The sequence below is a fragment of the Lacicoccus kunmingensis DSM 17847 genome (assembly GCF_059568765.1).
In genome coordinates this window covers 1-19754 of record NZ_JCANUC010000031.1, presented here as the reverse complement: position 1 = coordinate 19754, position 19754 = coordinate 1, and the positions used below count along the sequence as shown (strand labels likewise).

The 19754-nt window shown below is 36.5% G+C and carries 18 protein-coding genes; 15 read left to right on the top strand and 3 right to left on the bottom strand.

All coding sequences use genetic code 11. The features are described from left to right. The 9 genes from BO48_RS15935 to BO48_RS15895 form a co-directional block, all read left to right on the top strand. A partial coding sequence (locus BO48_RS15935) for an IS30 family transposase (protein ID WP_496368989.1) occupies positions 1-332 on the top strand: 332 nt, incomplete at its 5' end. A gap of 1152 nt (positions 333-1484) precedes the next feature. Then, the gene (gene resA / locus BO48_RS15930) at positions 1485-2018 is read left to right on the top strand and encodes a thiol-disulfide oxidoreductase ResA (protein ID WP_052256058.1); all 534 of its coding nucleotides are present in this window, start codon (positions 1485-1487) and stop codon (positions 2016-2018) included. 92 nt (positions 2019-2110) lie between these two features. After that, on the top strand, positions 2111-3637 hold the full coding sequence (gene resB / locus BO48_RS15925) for a cytochrome c biogenesis protein ResB (RefSeq protein ID WP_496368987.1): 1527 nt from the start codon (positions 2111-2113) through the stop codon (positions 3635-3637). 40 nt (positions 3638-3677) lie between these two features. After that, positions 3678-4877: a c-type cytochrome biogenesis protein CcsB gene (ccsB, locus tag BO48_RS15920; protein WP_341344963.1), complete on the top strand. Its 1200-nt coding sequence runs from the start codon at positions 3678-3680 to the stop codon at positions 4875-4877. Positions 4878-4984: 107 nt separating this feature from the next. Beyond that, complete coding sequence (locus BO48_RS15915) at positions 4985-5689, top strand: cytochrome c biogenesis protein CcdA (protein ID WP_026859514.1); 705 nt, start codon at positions 4985-4987, stop codon at positions 5687-5689. A 109-nt stretch (positions 5690-5798) separates the two neighbouring features. Continuing rightward, entirely contained in the window at positions 5799-6305 is a 507-nt protein-coding gene (locus BO48_RS15910) for a CueP family metal-binding protein (RefSeq protein ID WP_026859513.1), read from the top strand. 255 nt (positions 6306-6560) lie between these two features. Next, entirely contained in the window at positions 6561-8609 is a 2049-nt protein-coding gene (locus BO48_RS15905; protein WP_341344964.1) for a copper-translocating P-type ATPase, read from the top strand. A 63-nt stretch (positions 8610-8672) separates the two neighbouring features. Then, the gene (locus BO48_RS15900; RefSeq protein WP_496368983.1) at positions 8673-9149 is read left to right on the top strand and encodes a CopY/TcrY family copper transport repressor; all 477 of its coding nucleotides are present in this window, start codon (positions 8673-8675) and stop codon (positions 9147-9149) included. A 137-nt stretch (positions 9150-9286) separates the two neighbouring features. Next, positions 9287-9538, top strand: coding sequence for a copper ion binding protein (locus BO48_RS15895; protein ID WP_051239034.1), 252 nt, complete (start codon positions 9287-9289; stop codon positions 9536-9538). Positions 9539-9717: 179 nt separating this feature from the next. On the opposite strand, the gene BO48_RS15890 is transcribed toward BO48_RS15895, so the two are convergent. Continuing rightward, positions 9718-10341, bottom strand: coding sequence for a YdhK family protein (locus BO48_RS15890; protein ID WP_496368981.1), 624 nt, complete (start codon positions 10339-10341; stop codon positions 9718-9720). A gap of 319 nt (positions 10342-10660) precedes the next feature. Between BO48_RS15890 and BO48_RS15885 the strand changes: the two genes are divergently transcribed. The 5 genes from BO48_RS15885 to BO48_RS15865 all read left to right on the top strand — a co-directional run bounded on the left by BO48_RS15885 (position 10661) and on the right by BO48_RS15865 (position 16060). After that, entirely contained in the window at positions 10661-10933 is a 273-nt protein-coding gene (locus BO48_RS15885; RefSeq protein WP_496368979.1) for a hypothetical protein, read from the top strand. Positions 10934-11496: 563 nt separating this feature from the next. Further along, a complete protein-coding gene (locus tag BO48_RS15880; RefSeq protein ID WP_496368977.1) occupies positions 11497-12885 on the top strand; it encodes a sensor histidine kinase in 1389 nt (462 codons plus the stop codon). After that, positions 12878-13549, top strand: a complete 672-nt coding sequence (locus BO48_RS15875; protein WP_052256072.1) for a response regulator transcription factor — start codon at positions 12878-12880, stop codon at positions 13547-13549. Before BO48_RS15880 ends, BO48_RS15875 begins: the two co-directional genes overlap by 8 nt. Positions 13550-13690: 141 nt before the next feature. After that, positions 13691-15007 carry an APC family permease gene (locus BO48_RS15870; protein ID WP_046791366.1) on the top strand — a complete coding sequence of 439 codons (1317 nt, stop codon included), beginning with the start codon at positions 13691-13693 and terminating at the stop codon, positions 15005-15007. A 516-nt stretch (positions 15008-15523) separates the two neighbouring features. After that, positions 15524-16060, top strand: a complete 537-nt coding sequence (locus tag BO48_RS15865; RefSeq protein WP_496368991.1) for a YdhK family protein — start codon at positions 15524-15526, stop codon at positions 16058-16060. Between the two features lie 362 nt (positions 16061-16422). On the opposite strand, the gene BO48_RS15860 is transcribed toward BO48_RS15865, so the two are convergent. Both BO48_RS15860 and BO48_RS15855 read right to left on the bottom strand, forming a co-directional pair. Beyond that, entirely contained in the window at positions 16423-16749 is a 327-nt protein-coding gene (locus BO48_RS15860) for a four-helix bundle copper-binding protein (protein WP_020006663.1), read from the bottom strand. 205 nt (positions 16750-16954) lie between these two features. After that, a complete protein-coding gene (locus BO48_RS15855; protein ID WP_496368974.1) occupies positions 16955-18523 on the bottom strand; it encodes a multicopper oxidase family protein in 1569 nt (522 codons plus the stop codon). 839 nt (positions 18524-19362) lie between these two features. Here BO48_RS15855 and BO48_RS15850 point away from each other — a divergent pair. Then, positions 19363-19731: an ArsR/SmtB family transcription factor gene (locus BO48_RS15850; RefSeq protein WP_052256044.1), complete on the top strand. Its 369-nt coding sequence runs from the start codon at positions 19363-19365 to the stop codon at positions 19729-19731. The last annotated feature ends 23 nt before the right edge of the window (positions 19732-19754 follow it).

The window sequence follows — 19754 nt, the reverse complement described above, 5'->3', positions numbered from 1 at the left end:
ATCAGATCCCCAGAAATGTGTTCAAATCCATTACTTTCGACTGTGGTAAGGAATTCTCAAATTGGCAGTCAATGAGCAACCGAAATGATATTGATATTTACTTTGCCGACCCGGGCACGCCTTCCCAAAGAGGATTGAATGAACATTCCAATGGACTGCTTCGGAAAGACGGCCTGCCCAAGCATATGGATTTCAACACAGTGGATCAGAGGATGGTTGCTTCAGTAGCCTCCAAGAGAAACCACATACCCAGAAAGTCTTTGAACTACCAGACACCGCTGGAAGCATTTATGAGTTACATGGATGTAGGCAGGCTGTCTAGCTTATTTTGACAAACGAAGAAGTGATTAAAAAAACAAAAATACTAGCATCTTATAATTTTAATTCCAATTTCCTTTTTGAGTTTAATTCGATTGCTTCTCTACTTAAAACTTTCCTCGACATAAACAGTTCACTGGTGATTATGCCGAGCGTATTATAAATTTTTATCTGCTTGTACTTGTACCTTGATGGAAAAATAACTTCCAATCATCCCCATACTTAATCCAAACTGAACTAAGGTGACTTACTTTATTTGTTGTTTTATTATGAAGTATATACGTACATAATCTACTCTCTGTCGAAAGATCCTGAAACATAAAGTCCATAATTTCATATTCGCTGGAGTCTATAAGATTTTTTTGGCAAGTCTTATTTTCTATAAATTTTTCCTGATTGATCAAACTCTTTAAGCTCCAGATGAAGAACCTTTAGATACTGACCGCTCTGCCGGTTCTCTCTATTAAGATGATATAACTCAGATTCAATCATATTAAAATCTCCTTTGAAATATAAGCAGCATTCCCACTTAAAGATTCTTAGATTATTTCTAACACACTACTTATGATAATTCTCAGCGTATCATCTTATGCTGCGGTTATTACAAAAATAGTGATGCTTAATTCTTTCGTAGATTAAATTCGATTTTCAGGCGTAACGTGTATGATTAGAGCCTGCTCAAAACATACATTATTAAAAATATATTTATAGATTTTTTTGCATACCACATTAACTGAGAATTTGATTATTATAATCAAATTCTCAGTTAATGTGGTATTGTGTATTGCTATACATCCTAGCATAGGTGAAAGATTACTAATAACATTGAATGACATAAGACTGATGCGAGTTAAAGACTAATATTGTTCTATTTGAAGAGTAAAGAGAACTTCTTATAACTGCTAATTTTATTAGTCTAATTCTCGAGTTCCAATAAAATCTCTTAATGATATGAAATGTCACATTAAATACTAAGAAACTGCACAGTTTCTTTGAAAATTTAGCTTAAGCTAAATAATTAGGAGTGAATTTTTCTTAACAGTTAAAGTTTGTACTTAGATTGGTGTGAGAATGAACTTTTATTTTTAACAAAAATTATCTTTCAAAGCCAACCAAAAATGCATGATTTGTTCGATGAAAGGAATCGTTACAGGAGGTGTAATATTATGAAAAAAACAACAAGAAGTATTCTTAGAGTAAGTATTATACTAAGTATCATTATTTTATTAGGGGTCACTTTGTGGTTCAATTTAACTTCTGATAAAAAAACTGTACAAGTAGGGGATGAAGCAATAGATTTTCAACTAGAGACGTTGAAAGGTGGTCCAATACAATTATCAGATGTCAATTTAGAAAAAGGTGTTATTTTGAATTTCTGGGGGACTTGGTGTAAACCGTGTCGTGAAGAAATGCCTGATATGAACCGAATTTATAATGAGGGACATGATGATTATGAAATCATTGCAATAAATGTTTCGGAGGATGAGCAGCAGATTAATCAGTTCTTATCCAGCTTAGATGAAAAACTTGATTTTCCAATCGCATTGGATCGAAACAGAGATGTGACTAAAGCTTATCAAGTCGGACCACTGCCGACGACAATAGCAATCAATAAAAACGGTATTGTCGTGGATAAGAAAGAATATCAGTTAACTGTAGACGATATTTACAGCTTTGTGGAACAATCTACTTCTGAATAGGGTGAGCTTTAATGGAATCTAGGAAGATAACATGTGAATCCTGCAATTATGTCAATCCCCCGGGGACACAATTATGCCAGTCGTGCGGGAAAATGATAAATAATGATTACGATAAAAATAAAATAAAAGATTTGATGCGCTATGATGGCAGTGCAATTCGTTCGAAAACCCGTTCTAAAAGTATTTTTGATAAAATTTGGATTTTCTTTACTTCAATAAAAGTCGGAGTAACGATCATAGCAATCATCACTATTGCTTCGTCTATAGGAACGATTTTTCCTCAGGAGTATTTTATACCAGTGGGGGCCAATCCACAACAATACTATACAGAGAATTACGGTACTTTAGGAAAAATTTATATTGAACTGGGATTTCATAATTTATATTCTTCCTGGTGGTTCATCATACTAATTGGTTTGCTTGCACTTTCGCTCATCGCAGCAAGTATCGACAGGGGTATACCGTTGTTCAAGTCTTTAAAAAATCAGCGGGCTAAAAAACACCCGTCTTTTTATAAGAGACAACGCTTGAATTTACATCAGGGAAGTTCCCATAATACTGCAGATGTCGTCGAGGGCTTAAAGAAAAAAGGTTATAAAGTAAAAGAAGACGACAATCACTATCTATTTGAAAAAGGAAAACTATCCAGATGGGGCCCTTACATAAATCATTTTGGTTTAATTCTTCTATTATTTGGTAGTATGTTGAGATTTTTTCCTGGTATGTATGTAGATGAATTGATCTACATTACTGAAGGTGAAACGGTTCAAGTACCTGAAACAAATGGTAAATATTATGTGAAGAACAATAAATTTACCATAGATATATACGATGAAGAATCCGGGACGGTCTATGATAATACACTAGAGAATATAAATGAGACTGTCGTCAGCAACTATCAGACGGATTTTAGCTTTTATGAGAATGAAAATATGGATGTAGTGGGTTCTGCACCTGATTTACAGAAGGTAGAGGATTACAGTGTACAGGTGAATCATCCATACCGCTTTGATCTATTTGAAATTTATCAGGCAAGTTATGATAATTCTCAGATGAAGTCCATGACATTTCAGCTTGAAGACAATGATGATAAACCTGTTGGGGAACCTTTCACAATAGAATTGGATAATCCGCATCAAAATTATGAAGTTGTAGATGGTGTGAATGTCAATATTAGAGCGTATGCTCCAGATTTTCTTGAAATAGATGAGAATGGAGCACTTATCTCCGAAACACCTGTAGCTACAAACCCTGCTTTTGTATTTGAAATTTTCGATAGTGAATCTAGTGAACTCAGTTTAATTCAAATTATGAACTCAACCGATATCACAGAGAATAACAAGTATAATGTAAAATTTGTTGAAAATGAAAATCACTGGGCTACTGTTTTGACCCTAAAAAAAGACCTGACAATGCCATTGATAGCAACAGGATTTGTGATATTTTTAGTGGGACTATTTATTGGTTCATACATTAATCATAGACGAATATGGGTTAATACTGATGATGGATTCAGTATCAGTGCGCATACAAACAAAAATTATTTTGGACTAAAGAAAGATATAAATCCTGTATTGAGAGAATCCGGATACGATGAGATTTTAGATAGAGATAGCTAAAATAATAATGAAATATAAACAGAGATGAGGAGGAATTAATATGGAATCCACACTATTATCGATTAGTAACTGGCTGATTACTGCTGCCTTTTTTACTTTATTGATTTCTCTTATACCACTTGCGTTAAGTGTTAAGTCTAATAAGAAAACCGCAGAATTTATTTCTATTATAATGATTATAGTGGCTTTTATTATGGAAATTACTTATTTCTTATTAAGGTGGACAGCAACCGGACATGCACCTGTCTCGAATATGTATGAGTTCATTGCAACTTTTTCAATAATGTTAATTTTAGGTTACTTAATTACATATCATTACTACAAAACAAAAATTTTAGGATTATTCGTCATTCCGTTAGCGTTAATTCTCATTGCCTATGGCAGCATGTTTTCGACAGATGTTAATCCCCTGATTCCGGCGCTACAGAGTAACTGGTTGGCAATCCACGTCATTACAGTGACGATTTCTTACGGTATTTTATCCATGAGTGCAGTGGCAGGACTGATTTACCTGCTGAAAGCAATTCCTCATGATGAAAAATCATGGCGGGCGCGTATGCTTGAAGTGATTATGGCAGGTTTGGTGATTGTTTTGGTCTACATCGCGACGACACTCATCATGAAAGGTGCAGTTGATTACAGTGATGAATTCATGTATACAGATCAGCGAGGACAGACGATAGTTGCAGACTATCATTTGCCAAGTTTGATTAATTTTGAAGGTGCAATTGCAGTGGAACACTTAGGTAATAATGAATATGAACCTGCGGACCATTTCCATTCAGGAATTAATTTACCGCCAGTCATTCAATCTCAATCATTGAACACGGTAATATGGTCTGTCATGCTGGGAGTGATAATCTACGGGATCCTTCGTCTGATACTCAGAAGGAGATTGTCAGCAATTATCAAACCACTTGCAAATAAAGCAGATTTAAACTTAATGGATGAGATAGGTTATCGTTCAGTAATTATAGGTTTTCCGTTGTTTGCACTTGGTGGTATATTTTTCGCAGCGATTTGGGCACAAATTGCATGGAGCAGGTTTTGGGGTTGGGACCCGAAGGAAACCTGGGCATTTATCACATTTATGTTTTATACTATTTTCCTGCATCTAAGATTGAACAGAGGATATGAAGGAGAGAAATCTGCATGGTTGGCAGTAATCGGGTTTATACTGATACTGTTTAACTTAATTGCAATAAACTTAATTGTTGCAGGACTTCATTCATATGCATAATTGGATTAGATATAGTTTATTATTAACAGAATATAAAAAATTCTGAGAAAATATATTAGGAGTTCGTTCGAATTATCGTAAAATCTCAATATGAATGGAGTGTTATTTTGGGTAGTGAAATGACTTTCTTTCTTGCATTTGGAGCTGGTTTTTTAAGTTTTGTCTCACCTTGTGTGCTTCCAGTATTTCCTGCTTTTATCTCTTACATAACAGGAATGAGTTATAATGAAGTAGAAAATCAAAAATTCAATGCACGCGCAATATTCCACACAATTTTCTTTCTTGTGGGATTCAGTTTGTTCTATATAGCATTAGGGTTTGGCACGGCCTTTTTAGGTGGAATATTGATTGACCATGCGAACCTGATTAGACAACTAGGTTCAATCCTGATTATTATCTTTGGGCTTATCATTACCGGTGTGCTTAATTTTAATTTCCTGATGAAAGAGAGAAAAATACAATTCAAAAATAGACCGTCAGGATTTTTAGGTTCAACTTTAATAGGTATGGCTTTTGGTGCCGGATGGACGCCGTGCAATGGACCGATTATCGGAGCTATTTTCGCAATGAGTGCCAGTGCACCAAACGATGCTTTAATGTTAATGGTTATTTACTGTCTGGGCTTTGCAATTCCATTCTTTATATTGAGCTTTTTCGTATCTCGTACACGCTGGATGCTGAAATACTCGAATACGATTATGAAAGTTGGTGGGGTCATCATGATATTAATGGGTGTACTTCTGTATTTTGATGGATTGACTCAGATTATCATTTGGCTGCAGCCGTACTTTGGAGATTTTCAAGGCTTCTAATTATGAATACATTAAATGACTTGTTTATATAACTTTCATAGAAATGATATATTATTATAAAATTTGTTTAAAAATTATTGTTAAAATTAAATATCAAGGAGGAATCTGGATGAAAAAATATTTAATGCCAGTTTTGATGGGCGTAATCTTTATTTTAACAGGTTGTAGTGATGACTCAGCATCGAACGAATCAAATATTAAAGAAATGGTTTCGGAATTAAGCGCTAGTAATATTGTAGAATCAGCATCTATAAATGATAAAACACTTATTGTTAAAGATAGTGGAGATGAGAATGTCTATACTTTGCCAGACGATGAATTTTTTGTATCTATTGCACCATACATCTCATATACACATCCTTGTGAATTTCATAGCTTAACAGGTTGTCAGGGAGAGCTGATGAATGAAGAGATGGATGTAAAAATTACAGATGAAGATGGAGAAGTTCACGTTGACGAGAAGTTGACTACCCTTGAGAATGGTTTCTTGGATTTTTGGCTGCCAAGAGATAAAAATTACTCTTTAGAAATTAATTATGATGGAAAAAAAGTTGAATCTAATTTTTCAACTTTTGAGAATGACAGCACCTGTCTGACAGATTTACAGCTTAAATAATATTATTAAATGCAGATTACCCAATGCTATTTAGTGTCGTGGAATCTGCATTTTTAATTCAATGTTAAATCTCAGAGTAGCAGTTAATTTATTTTTACTTAGTTTTTAAATACATGTAGTGGATAGTTTCTGCACATATATTTTTTATAATAAACTTAGTAAATTAACAGCTTGACAAATAACGATTACAGACGTAAACTTAAGTTAATAAATCGATTACAGTTGTAATCGTATTATAATGTAGGAGGGGAAAAAATGAATAAAGAAGGTAATCATAATCATGCTGAGCATGAAGAAAATCATCATAACCATGAGGAGAGCCACGAATCCCATAATCATAGCGGACACGATCATCATGCGCATATGGTGACAGATTTTCGTAATAAATTCTTCATTATCCTGATATTCACAATTCCAATTGTACTTCTATCTCCGATGATTCAAAATTTCATAGGTGTGGATTGGCAATTTACTGGAGATAGTTATATTGTGGCAGCGTTGGCCACGTTCGTTTATTTCTACGGGGGTTGGCCATTCATTAAGGGCGCTTACGATGAATTGAAAAACAAAGAACCAGGCATGATGACATTAATAGCAATGGCGATTTCTGTCGCTTACTTCTATAGTATGGCAGTTGTTTTTGGATTCAATGGGGAAGAAATTTTCTGGGAGCTGGCAACTCTTGTATTAATCATGCTTCTGGGACATTGGATTGAAATGCGAGCTATTAACAATGCTTCCAAGGCTCTGGAATCCCTCGCATCATTAATGCCTGATACGGCAAACCGTATCACTGAAAATGGTGAAACAGAAGAAGTTCAGATTGATGATATTAAAGCGGGTGATTTACTATTAGTAAAACCCGGAGAAAAAATGCCGCTGGATGGTAAAATCGTTAAAGGAAAGTCGCAAGTTGATGAATCAATGTTAACGGGTGAATCTGTTCCAGTTGGAAAATCCGTTGATGACGAGGTCATTGGAGGTTCAATAAACAGAGAAGGTTCTCTCACTATTGAAGTAGAGAAACTGATGAATGAATCTTATCTGACACAAGTTATAGATATGGTTAGAGAATCACAACGTACTAAATCGAAAACTCAGGATGTAACTAATAAAGCAGCTAAATGGTTATTCTATATCGCTTTAGCTGCCGGTATTATCACATTTATCGTTTGGATAAGTATTGGAGCAACTATAGATACTGCTATCATGAGATTGGTAACAGTTTTGGTTATTGCTTGTCCTCATGCTTTAGGTCTGGCAGCACCGTTGGTTATTTCAGTATCTACATCACTTGCTGCAAAGCACGGTTTGTTAATTCGAAAACGTCCACAGTTTGAAAAGGCTCGTAAAATTAACGCTGTGATCTTCGATAAGACGGGTACTTTGACTGAGGGTAAATTTGGTGTTACAGATATACAGACTTTCAATAATATTGACGAAAATATCCTTTTAAGTTATGCAGCAACAATAGAAAATGACTCGGAACACCCTATTGCGAGAGGTATACTCAATGAAGCCAAGTTAAAAGAACTTGAATTGCTTGAAATGTCAAATTTCAATTCAATTACTGGTGTAGGAATTGAAGGGACGATTGATGATAAACAAGTCAAAGTAGTGAGTCCGGGATATGTACGTAAACAAAAAATAGATTTTGACGATAAGAACTTTAATAAATGGTCAGAACAAGGTAAGACGGTAGTTTTTCTTTTGGTAAACGAAGAATTAGCAGGTGCCATTGCACTGGCAGATAAGATTAAGGAAAGTTCTAAGCAGACAATAGAACAGCTGCATAAGAGAAATATTAAAGCTATAATGTTGACCGGAGATAACCAAAAAGTCGCAAATTATGTCGCAGAACAAATTGGGATTGATGAAGTCTATGCTGAAGTAATGCCCAATGAGAAAGCAGATAAAGTGACAGAAATCCAAGAACGTGGTTTGGTTGTTGCAATGACAGGTGACGGAATCAATGACGCACCGGCATTGACTAAAGCAGATGTTGGTATCGCAGTGGGTGCAGGCACAGATATCGCGATGGATAGTGCAGACATCGTTCTCGTTGACAGTAATCCGAAAGATATTCTTGCAATATTCAGCCTATCTAAAAAAACATATAATAAACTGGTACAGAATCTGATTTGGGCAACCGGATATAACGTGATTGCTCTCCCATTGGCAGCAGGAGTACTGGCGCCTTGGGGGATAATACTCAGTCCGGCTGTAGGTGCGATTTTGATGAGTCTCAGTACAATCATCGTTGCAATCAATGCGCAGTTACTTCATAGATTTGAAGTAGAATAAAATAAATGCCGACAAATCCTTACTTAAGGATAGTCGGTATTTTAATTCTTTACTGTATGAAATATGAAAGACATCTTAAAAATACTTGAAAAAATTAGAGGTGAAAATATGACCAAAGCAATTGATTCAAATATCACAGATTCCGAATGGGAAGTGATGCGGATCGTTTGGGCACAAAACAAAACTACGAGTAAAGATATTAGAGATATTATAGAAAATAAAAAGAATTGGAAACCGGCCACGACCAAAACACTTATTGGGAGACTTGTTGATAAAGGCGTATTAAACACAGAAAAGGACGGCAACAAATACATTTATTCAACTAATTTAAAAGAAAGTGACTTTCTCAAAAGTACACTTGAACAAACTTTCGATAATATATGTAATAAAGACATTGGAAAAATTATTGCAGATTTAATTTCAAAATCAACATTAAGCTATATAGATATAGAAGAGTTGGAAAAAGTGTTAGAGATGAAAAAAGAGGATGCAGTTGACGTAGTGCCATGTAATTGTGTTCCAGGTCAATGTAACTGTTAATCAGCAGTAGATACAATGAATTAAGTAAGATAATTGATTGGTTAAATAAAAAAATAGAGAAAATATAAAATACCTGCCTGGGGTATGATGAAATTATTGTATAGCGTAATCTAATTAAATTTTAAGGAGGAATTTATATGTCAAAAGTAACACTTAATGTAGAAGGAATGTCATGTGGGGCTTGCGTTAATAAAGTTGAGGGAAGTGTCAGTCAATTAAATGGCGTTGAATCAGTCAAAGCTCAAATTCCTGAAGGTAAAGTAGATGTAACATTTAATGACAGTACAATTAATTTGGCAGACATCAAAGGTGCTATTCAAAATACCGGCTACGAGATTAAAGAGGATATTGATAAAGAAGATGGTTCTGCGTGTTCATGCTGCAGCTAGTTAATGACAAAAGATTTTAAGAATTTAGAGTATCATCTTTTTATGTCATATTGATTCTATATAATAATTGTAGAAAGAGACCAAGATAAAAAATCCGGCAAATCTTAATTCAAGATTTGCCGGATTTTTTCTTTGTAATCAGGAATCCATGCTTTTATCCTATATTACTATTCACTAATTTATTCCACAGGTACCAGTTCACTTTCTGTAACCCACTTATGATTCTGCACTTCTTCTTCAGTATCTGTTGTAACAAAATCTACCATATAGACAGTGGTCTCTTCAGCTGAGTCAATCGTGGCCGTTGCACCTTCCATGCCCTCCATGTGTGAGGCGTTCATTACAGTTTCATCACCTGGTTCAAGGGGTGCCTCTCCAGGCTCTTCCAATTCTTCATGGATGACCCATTTATGATCTTCGACAGGATCTCCACCATTCGTAGGTGTGTATGAGACAGTATAGACAGTCGTGTCAAAAGCACCGGAAATTGTTGCTTCAGCACCATCCATACCTTGCATGTGCTCTGCTTCAATAATTGTCCGACTTCCGACTTCATAAGTTGGATTTTCTGCTTCTTTCAAATCTTCAGGCACTTCACCCGAACTGGACATCTCATCGGCTGAATGTTCCATATGACCGCCGGAATCTGATTCCATGTCCATCTCTTCTTCGGAGCTAGACTCTGTTTCAGTGCTTTGACTTTCTTCATTTTCATTAGGCTGAGTCTCCCCGTTACCACACGCAGCCAGTAAAGATACAGTGAATATCGAAAGAAACCCTAATAATATTTTATTTTTTACCATGTATATGCCCTCCATTTTATTAGTTCTACTGAGAACTCTACCCATAATATTTGCAGTTTACGTGCAGATTCAATGAAAATTGAATGTATTTAGACAAGAATAATGTTATCGCCTATATATATTGCCTTTTAATTTAAACGTTTATCTACCATGACTGGTATCTCATCACTTCACTCAAATCTGCACGGAAAATCGATATTTAAATAATAAAATATATAAAGAGAGTGGTGGATATAATCATGGAATAGGATTCTCAGGCGAAAATGATGGATTATATTTTGCAACTCATGGTGGGTTGAAGATATTTCGTGATAATGAATTGTATAAAACTATTAGCAATTATAATAATTATAATGATTATATGAGATTTAAGGTAGTAGATGAAGGCTTTTATACTTTCGGCCAGCCAGGAAGAGATTCGGATATTCCGAATCCATTTGGCATTCAACGCAGTTTTGACGGTGGTAGAACTTTGGAGCATATTAAATTTGAAGGAGAGACAGATTACCGTGTTGTTGCAGTAGGATATAATAGCCATGATATTTTTCTATTGAATCCTAAGATCAATTCCCAATTAAATAAAAGATTTTAAAAAAGTGCTGACGAGAGGAAAACTTGGGAACGAGTCCATGTAAAAGGTCTTGATGGTGAGGTGTTATACTTAGTCATACATCCTTCAAAATCAAACTTCGTTGCAGCTGCTACCTCCACTGGAATAATTCTCATCAGAAGATGATGGAGATGAATTTAAGAGGTTTGCATATTCGAGTCAAGCAGGTACAACTGTTTATTTCTATGGAGAAGACTTTTATTATGCAACACATGATGGAAAGGCGCCACTCATCAAAAGAGATGTTAAAAGTGCTGATGAAACAATCGTTAGTATACCGGAAATGAAAGATGATGGTATTTTGTATGTTGCAATCAATCCGCAGAATGAAGATGAGTTAGCAATCTAGACTATAAACAGAAATAGTTATGTGTCTAATGACGGCTCATAAGAACAGTGGAAGAAAATTTTAGTTGTGGGCAAAGTAAAATAAGCTGAATTATTCATAATAAAAATACTACTTTTCTATATAATATGACTAATGAACAAAATGATAAGATGATCTATTACGATTTATGTTGTTGCAGAAAACTGAGGAGGCTTTTATGTTCAATAAATTAACTTTAAAAATCGGACTTTTGTTTTTTCTGGTGATTCTTATTATTGAAATCATATTATTCTATATCCTATATACAAATCTGGTCGCTGATCGTGTGGAGGAAGTGATGGGGGATTTATTGGCCCGGGGGAATACACACAGAGACGTATTGGAAGAAAACTATACAACCACGACATTGGAACATGTTGCGATTATGGAGTCAGAATCAGATTTTATTGTGGTGATAACAGATGAGAATGGAGAGATAATCACCAATTCTGATCCGGTTGAACCAGAAATGATAACTGTTATTGAACATACTGATTATGGTGAAATACCACAAGAAGGAGTTATCCTGAAATCAAATTGGTCAGAAGAAAAATATGTCTCTACAGACAGCCCCCTAACTTTTAACGAAACTCATAGCGGGCATGTTTTTATGTTTGCTGAAAGTGATAGCATCGAACGGATTATTGATCATCTCAGCCATAAGTTTTGGCTTGTGGGTCTATTGACTTTACTTCTGACTGTTATAACGGTGTTTATTCTTTCCAGAGTTATTACCCAACCGGTATTGAGGATGAAAAAAGCGACAGAACAATTAAGTAGAGGCAATCATAACGTGGAATTGTATACACATCGAAAAGATGAGCTTGGAGATTTGGCGACTTCGATTACTTTGCTGTCGCAAGATCTGGAACGTTTAAAAAACGAGAGAAATGAATTTTTAGGGAGTATATCGCATGAGCTACGAACACCTTTAACCTATATGAAAGGGTATACGGATATTATTAGCAGAAAAGAAATATCCACGACGGACAGGAATAGATACATTAAAATCATTCAGGAAGAAACAGAGCATTTAGCAGACCTGATAAAAAATCTGTTTGAATTAGCTAAAGTCGATCATAATGAATTTGCCATCACAAAAGAGAGGGTAGTATTTAGCGCTTTGATTGAGACGGTTTTAGCACGAATCCGTCCAGCGCTCAATGAAAAAAAGATAGAGCTTTTCTTTCATTGTCCGGACAACTTGGTTGTTATGGCAGATCCCGAAAGAATTCAACAAGTTATATTGAATATATTAGATAATGCAATAAAGTATACTCCCGAGAAAGGTCATATCACAATGGAAGTTATTCAAAATAAAAATGAAATTTTAACAACTATTTCAGATACAGGAGAAGGAATCCCAGAAGAAGATATACCCTTTATATTCGATCGACTGTATCGTTCTGAAAAGTCTAGATCCCGGGTAAGCGGAGGGTCTGGTCTCGGGCTGACAATCGCTAAAGAAATTGTGGAGTTGCATGGTGGCGAGATTGGAGTAGAAAGTACACTCGGCAAGGGGACTGTTTTCGTCATATCTTTAAAGAAGGAGAATGTAAATGAATAAAGTGCTGTTAATCGATGATGAAGAGAGAATGCTCGAACTGTTGACATTATACTTGAAACCTTACCCTTATTTTTGTCGAAAAGCAGTAGGTGCAAAAGCAGGGCTTAAGTTTGTTAAAGAAGAGAAGTTTGATCTTATTCTACTGGATATCATGATGCCTGAAATGAATGGATGGGAAGTATGCAGAGAAATACGGCAATACTCAGATGTACCTATTATCATGGTGACTGCACGTGAGCAGAAAGAAGATATTGTAAAAGGACTCAAGCTGGGTGCAGATGACTATATAACAAAACCTTTTAATGAAGAAGAATTGGTTGCAAGAATGGATGCATTACTAAGAAGAACAAGACCTGTCAACCGGATTGAAGTCGAAAGACTGTTATGGGACGAAGATCAATTTGAACTATCCTATAAAAAACAGCTTGTAAAATTAACACCAAAAGAATTTGCAATCATTGGATTACTCATGAAAAATCCAGGAAGGGTATTTTCTAGAAATCAATTGATTGATTTAGTGTGGGGCATGCATTCTGAAACGGAAGGACGTACTGTGGATTCCCATGTTAGAAATATGCGGGAAAAAATTCGGGAAGTCGGCTTTCCTATCGATGATTACTTTCACACGGTGTGGGGCGTGGGCTACAAGTGGATTAGAAAGTAGCTTTCTCATATTATCGATTGCTTAAAAATGTAGATTTTGAGCACATTGCTAAAATTAATTTGAAATATTTTAAAAACTGCACACTAACTGCACAAACCATGGGCATATGTTTTAGAGACTATTATTTCTGAGGTGATACTAATGAGCGAATATAAAAAAGACAGCTTATCTCTGACTGGTGCGATCGGTCTTGGGACAGGGGTTATGATCAGTGCCGGAATATTTGCATTGCTGGGTCAGGTTGCCGCACTTGCCGGCATGTGGTTCCCGATCATGTTTGTCGTCGGAGGGATTGTAACTGGATTCAGTGCGTATTCCTATGTCAAGATGAGCAATGAATATCCTTCAGCAGGGGGTATCGGCATGTTTTTGGCAAAAGCGTATGGTCAGGGTACCGTCACTGCTTCTGCAGCGATGCTGATGGCCGTATCCATGGTCATCAACCAGAGTCTCGTGGCCCGTACTTTCGGTACCTATACGTTGCAGATTTTCAATATGGATGCAACCAGCTACCTGGTGCCTGTGCTCGCTGTTGGTCTTTTGCTCTTTGCATTCCTGGTTAATATTTCTGGCAACAGTTTCATTCAGACGTTTACTTCGATTGTGTCCCTGCTTAAAATAATTGGACTTGTCGTCTTTGCGATGGGCGGGTTATGGGTCGCCGGTTTTTCCATTACACCCGCAGAGGGCAGTGGAAGTACGGAAGACGCAACTATTACCAGCATGATTGCAGCTGTGGCACTCACCATCCTATCGTTCAAAGGGTTTACGACGATCACTAACAGTGGCTCTGAAATCGTTAAACCCCATAAGAATATCGGCCGGGCGATTGTCGCATCCATTTCCATCAGTCTTTTTGTGTATCTGCTGGTTGCATGGGCGGTATCCAGCAATCTGCCGTTAAACGAAATCATTGCAGCCAGAGACTACTCGCTTGCAGAAGCCGCAAGGCCAGCATTTGGAAACTACGCTGTATGGTTTACCGTCGGCATTGCGATCATCGCAACAGTATCCGGTATTATTGCCAGTGTCTTTGCGGTGTCACGCATGCTTGCCATGCTGACAGATATGAAGCTGATTCCACATAAGCACTTTGGCATGCCAGGACGGATTCAAAAGCATACGCTGGTATACACAATTGTACTTGCGATGGTACTGGCCGTCATTTTCGACCTCAGTCGTATCGCCTCAGTCGGGGCCATATTGTATCTTGTGATGGATATGATTGTGCATTGGGGTGTATTTAAACATCTGAGGGATAAGGTGGATGCAAATCCAGTCATTGTCATGACCGCATTCATACTTGATGGAATTGTACTGGCAGCTTTTATGTGGGTCAAACTGATGAATGACTGGCTGATTGTTGTCGTCTCCATCATTTTCATTATCATCATCTTCATAGGGGAGTATGTATTTCTTAAACACCGTAATGATGGGGAAGAAGGGCATGCGCATTAAAGCATTTTTAATCTCGAGCCATGCGTGTTCTTCTAAAAGGGAAGAGTATCACAGTTACAAAAGGGGGTGATGCTTTTTCAGGAAGGTGAATCAATAGAAATTTAAAATGATTAGAAGGCATTGGATTGCTTGTATCATTTAAGGTAAATATCTCTTAGAAAAAATACCAGGGAGGAATGTAAAATGAATAACAGATTTACAAAAATAGTCGTCACACTCGCAACCGTTACTGGAATCAGTTTCTCAGCAGGACAAGTTTCGGCAGATTCCATCAACGCAGCTCCCCAAGCCAATGGACAAGCACAGGGGGAAGCAAAGGTTGAAAAGAGACTGGATAAGGTTGAGAAGAAAACGGACGCTATCCAATCTGAGCTGGAGGCAATCGAAGGATCTATCGAAGGCCCTCCTATAACAGTTGATGAAGTACAGCTCTATAAAGAGTATCTGGACAAGCTGGAATCTCTGCTGAATCGCTTAAACGCCGCTGACAACCATTTGGATGCTGTGACCAAAAAAATGGAAAACCAGGATGCATCCATTGAAGAGACTGAAGCAGAAATTAATGATATACGCACCAGTATTTTAGAAGTGAAAGAAACGATTCAATCCATTTTTGCTGAACAGATGTCCAGCACTGGTGTAGTCCCTGACGGTCTGGAGGAAGCAGAAGATCCAACTTATGAAGTGGGTAGCCAAGCCATTATCAAAGCCGATCATATGCCAGGTATGTATGGCTCTGAAGCAACAATTGCAGGCGCATTTGATACTGTTGCTTATAGTGTCACTTATTACCCTACAACTGGTGGAGACCCAGTGGAGAATCATAAATGGGTCATCCATGAAGAATTGGAAGGTCCAGGAGAAGCACCACTGGAGCCTGGCACTGAAGTGACCTTGGATGCGGATCACATGAAAGGCATGGATGGTGCAACCGCTGTGATAGAATCTGCTGAAGACACTACTGTATATATGCTTGACTTCACAACAACAACTGGAGAAAAAGTAGAAAATCATAAATGGGTGACAGAAAGTGAATTGTCACCTGTTGAATAAAAACAGATGATATTAAAGAGCTTATCTTTACTGGATTATCTATCTCAAATGGATAATCTGCATGGATAAGCTCTTTTTATTATATGAATTAACAGATACATTAATGACTGTTTTGAAGGGAATTCGGTTTACTCCTCCTTGCAACGATGGTTCTAAGCGAACTCAACTGTTTTTTATAACCTTGTCTAAACTAAGGCGTCTCTTATAAGTATTGTCAAAATCAAGGGCGCTCTTAATTAATAATGCAAATACACCTTAATGTATATTTTCGTTAAAATGCTGGGTACAATCTTAACCGGAAATAAAAGAAGTGGTATGTCCAGAATAAGTTCCGACATACCACTTCTTTCTAAGTGTTGTGCTTAGGCGATTTCTTTACAAGCCTCTGCACATTTGAAGCACGCATCTGCACATTTCTGGCAGTGATCGTGGTCATGTTTTTGACACTCGTTGCCGCATGCTTCGCAGACCTTGGCACATACTGCCGCCAGATCAGAAGAAAATGGTGAATTTCTTGTCAGAGCCTGTTCTAAAAATGCACAGATATCTGCACATTCACGATCCAATCGGATACACTCCGCCATCATTTTTACGTCTTCTTCCCTCAGACAGGCATCGTAACAGTGGTTACAGGCTTCCATACATTCATGTAACGTCTGAATCAGTTGTTGATGTTGTTCATGAGCCATTATAAATCCCTCCTATAGAATTGAATGCACTTACATTAATTGAATTCCCATCCATTTCGCATATAAACCGATATGGTAAAACTCCATAGAAACTGCACATAATTTTAATGATGATTGTCCTTCTCCAACTTACTCAATATTGTAATTCGTCTAGAAAAAATCAAGAAATAGTTCCTTTTTTGTTATTAGATTGAAGCTTTGGAGCTTACTCTACTTTAACCTGTCCCATCATCCCATTGTCCTCATGTTCAAGTATGTGACAGTGGAACATATATATGCCTTTATTTTTAAACTGAATGGCAATTTTTACAGTCTCATCCGGGGCAACGGAAAAACTATCTTTCCAGCCTCTTTCGTTCTCAGGTGGTGCTTCTCCATTCCTGGAAAGGATCTTAAACTGAGTACCATGGATGTGGAACGGATGAATCATGCCGCCCATCATGTCAGGTTTATTATAGATTTCCCATACTTCTGTAACACCTTGTTCCTGCGTAAAATCAATTCTTTCAGGATCAAATTTTTTTCCGTTTATCGTTACCTGATCCATCATGCCGAAAAGTTCAATTTCTTTTGTCACTGGCAGGTTCTTTTCTTCTTCCGTAACTGAAAAGTCATTCATTTCATCAGGTATATCCATGTTCTTACCTGTTTGATCTGTGATTTCAAAAGGTAAGAGCGTGGCACCATCTTCATTCATTAACGCTATATTTTCATTACCATCGACTTTAGAAAAATCAATGATTATTTCGGCCCGCTCTGAAGGCGTGAGTGTGATTTCTTCCATTGAGACCGGTTCATTTAAAAACCCGCCGTCCGTTGCGACTTGTACAAAAGAATCCCCTGTATTTAGTTTAAAGGTGTAATTTCTTGCATTTGATCCATTTAAAAGTCGAAGCCTTACTTTTTCTTTATCTACAGTTAATTTTGGATTCAATGTGCCGTTAATTAATGATGTACCCCCGACTGTGCCATCTTCATTTGCTACGGCTTTGTAATTCAGTTGTTTTTCATCATTAAATACTTTGTCTTGGAAAACGAGAGGGATGTCATTTTCTCCATATTCACTTGGTAATTCGATATTTTTTGAATTTTGGTCCTCGATATAAATTAACCCAGCAAGTCCGTTGTACACTTGTTCAGAGGTTTTTCCTTCCGGGTGGGGATGGAACCACAATGTGGCAGCTTCCTGTGTCACTTCAAATTCAATAGTACTCTCTTCGCCTGGCTCCAATACATTGTGTGGACCACCATCGTCATTCCCTGGCACTTCCAATCCATGCCAGTGAAAAGTGGTATTTTCATTGAGTTCATTGATTAAGTTTATTTTCACAGTATCTCCTTTTTCAAATTGAAGCATGGGACCTAGAAACGAGTCATTATAGCCATATGTTTTTGTTTGAACGCCATCAAATATTTCTGTTTCTCCTTTTTGCGCGCGTATTGTATACTCAGTTCCTTTGTTGCTGTCGCTTTTGAGTACAGAGGGGATACTCAGTTCGTTCTCTCCTGTCGAATCAATTAGACCTACCACATCATCATGATCCATATGACCATTACCCATGGAACCATTATTCATTTCTCCTTCACTGGAGGAGCCATTCATATTTTCTTCCATAGAACCTTCATTGTCCTCATTCATGTTCATCTCTTCATTTGAATTCTTTTCATTGCTAGTATCTTCTACAGATGCTTCTCCGTCATTGCTTGTACAAGCTGATAAAACAATGACCATCATTAGAGAAAACAAGCTTATCAATAGGTTCTTTTTTCTCATACTTTACAATCCCTTCTTTCTACTTTTAATAAAGAACTTGTCATTCCTTTATGTATTAGACTAGATTATAATTTTCGAGAATCCGTGCATAAAATGAGTATTTAATATGACAAAAACTACATGTAAAATTAAGTTTAAAAAACGACCGTTTTACACACAAAATAGTGCATACGGTAAAAGGATGTCACTTAAGACGCTATTTTACGCCTGTTTTTAAGCGCTATTTTGCACTATAACACATTTGAAAAAAGGTAGAACACAGCCTTTTATGTTCCAACTGTCACTTTCGATGTTATTTTGCACTGATTTAGGCGATAATTTGTACTATAGTTAAGAAACCCGGCTAATCTTTTCACAAAGACAGCTAGGCTTTAAAGTTGGTTATGCAAAATAACACTTAAAATATATGCAATTTATCGTCAAAAATGACATGCAATATATTCAGCAATATAATTATATCTATTTAGGGTCTGCCCTAATCAATCAAAAATTTAAGAGAGAAAAATACATCTATATATTGTTTTACCAGAAGATTATTTTTCTAGTTATAAATGAAAAACAATCTTAAAATAATTTAGTATGTTTACAAACTCTTGTTTTTATTTATTTCAAATGTTTTCGAAGTGTCCGCAAAAGTGTACTTTTAAGAACGAATAAATTATTTATCACAATAAAGTTCACTTACGATATCGTAATTTCTTTCATCTTTATTTCAGAAAATTCTTTCTATTTCGAGAAAAACTTATACAAATTTATTATTATTCAAACGTCTGCTTGAATAAAGAAAAACAAGATGTTATGCTATATTCAAACAAATATTTGAATGATGAGGTGTATGTATGAATAAGAAAGAAACATGTGAAGTTTTTTGTTATGACGAAGAAAAGGTTAACCGGATGCAAGAGAATTTACAAACTGTAGATATTGCCGGTATATCACAGATGCTTAAGGCTATTGCCGATGTGAATAGGGCAAAAATCACCTATTCCTTATGCAAGGAAGAGGAATTATGCGTCTGTGATATCGCAAATATTCTCGGTGTGACTGTAGCAAATGCATCTCATCATTTACGCACGCTCTACAAAGAAGGCATCGTTACATTCAGGAAAGAAGGGAAACTCGCGTTCTATTCACTGGAAGATCAGCATATTAAAGAAATCATGACGATTGCATTAATACATAGGAAAGAAGTGATAACCAATGTCTGAAGGGATTGCAGAACTGACTGAAG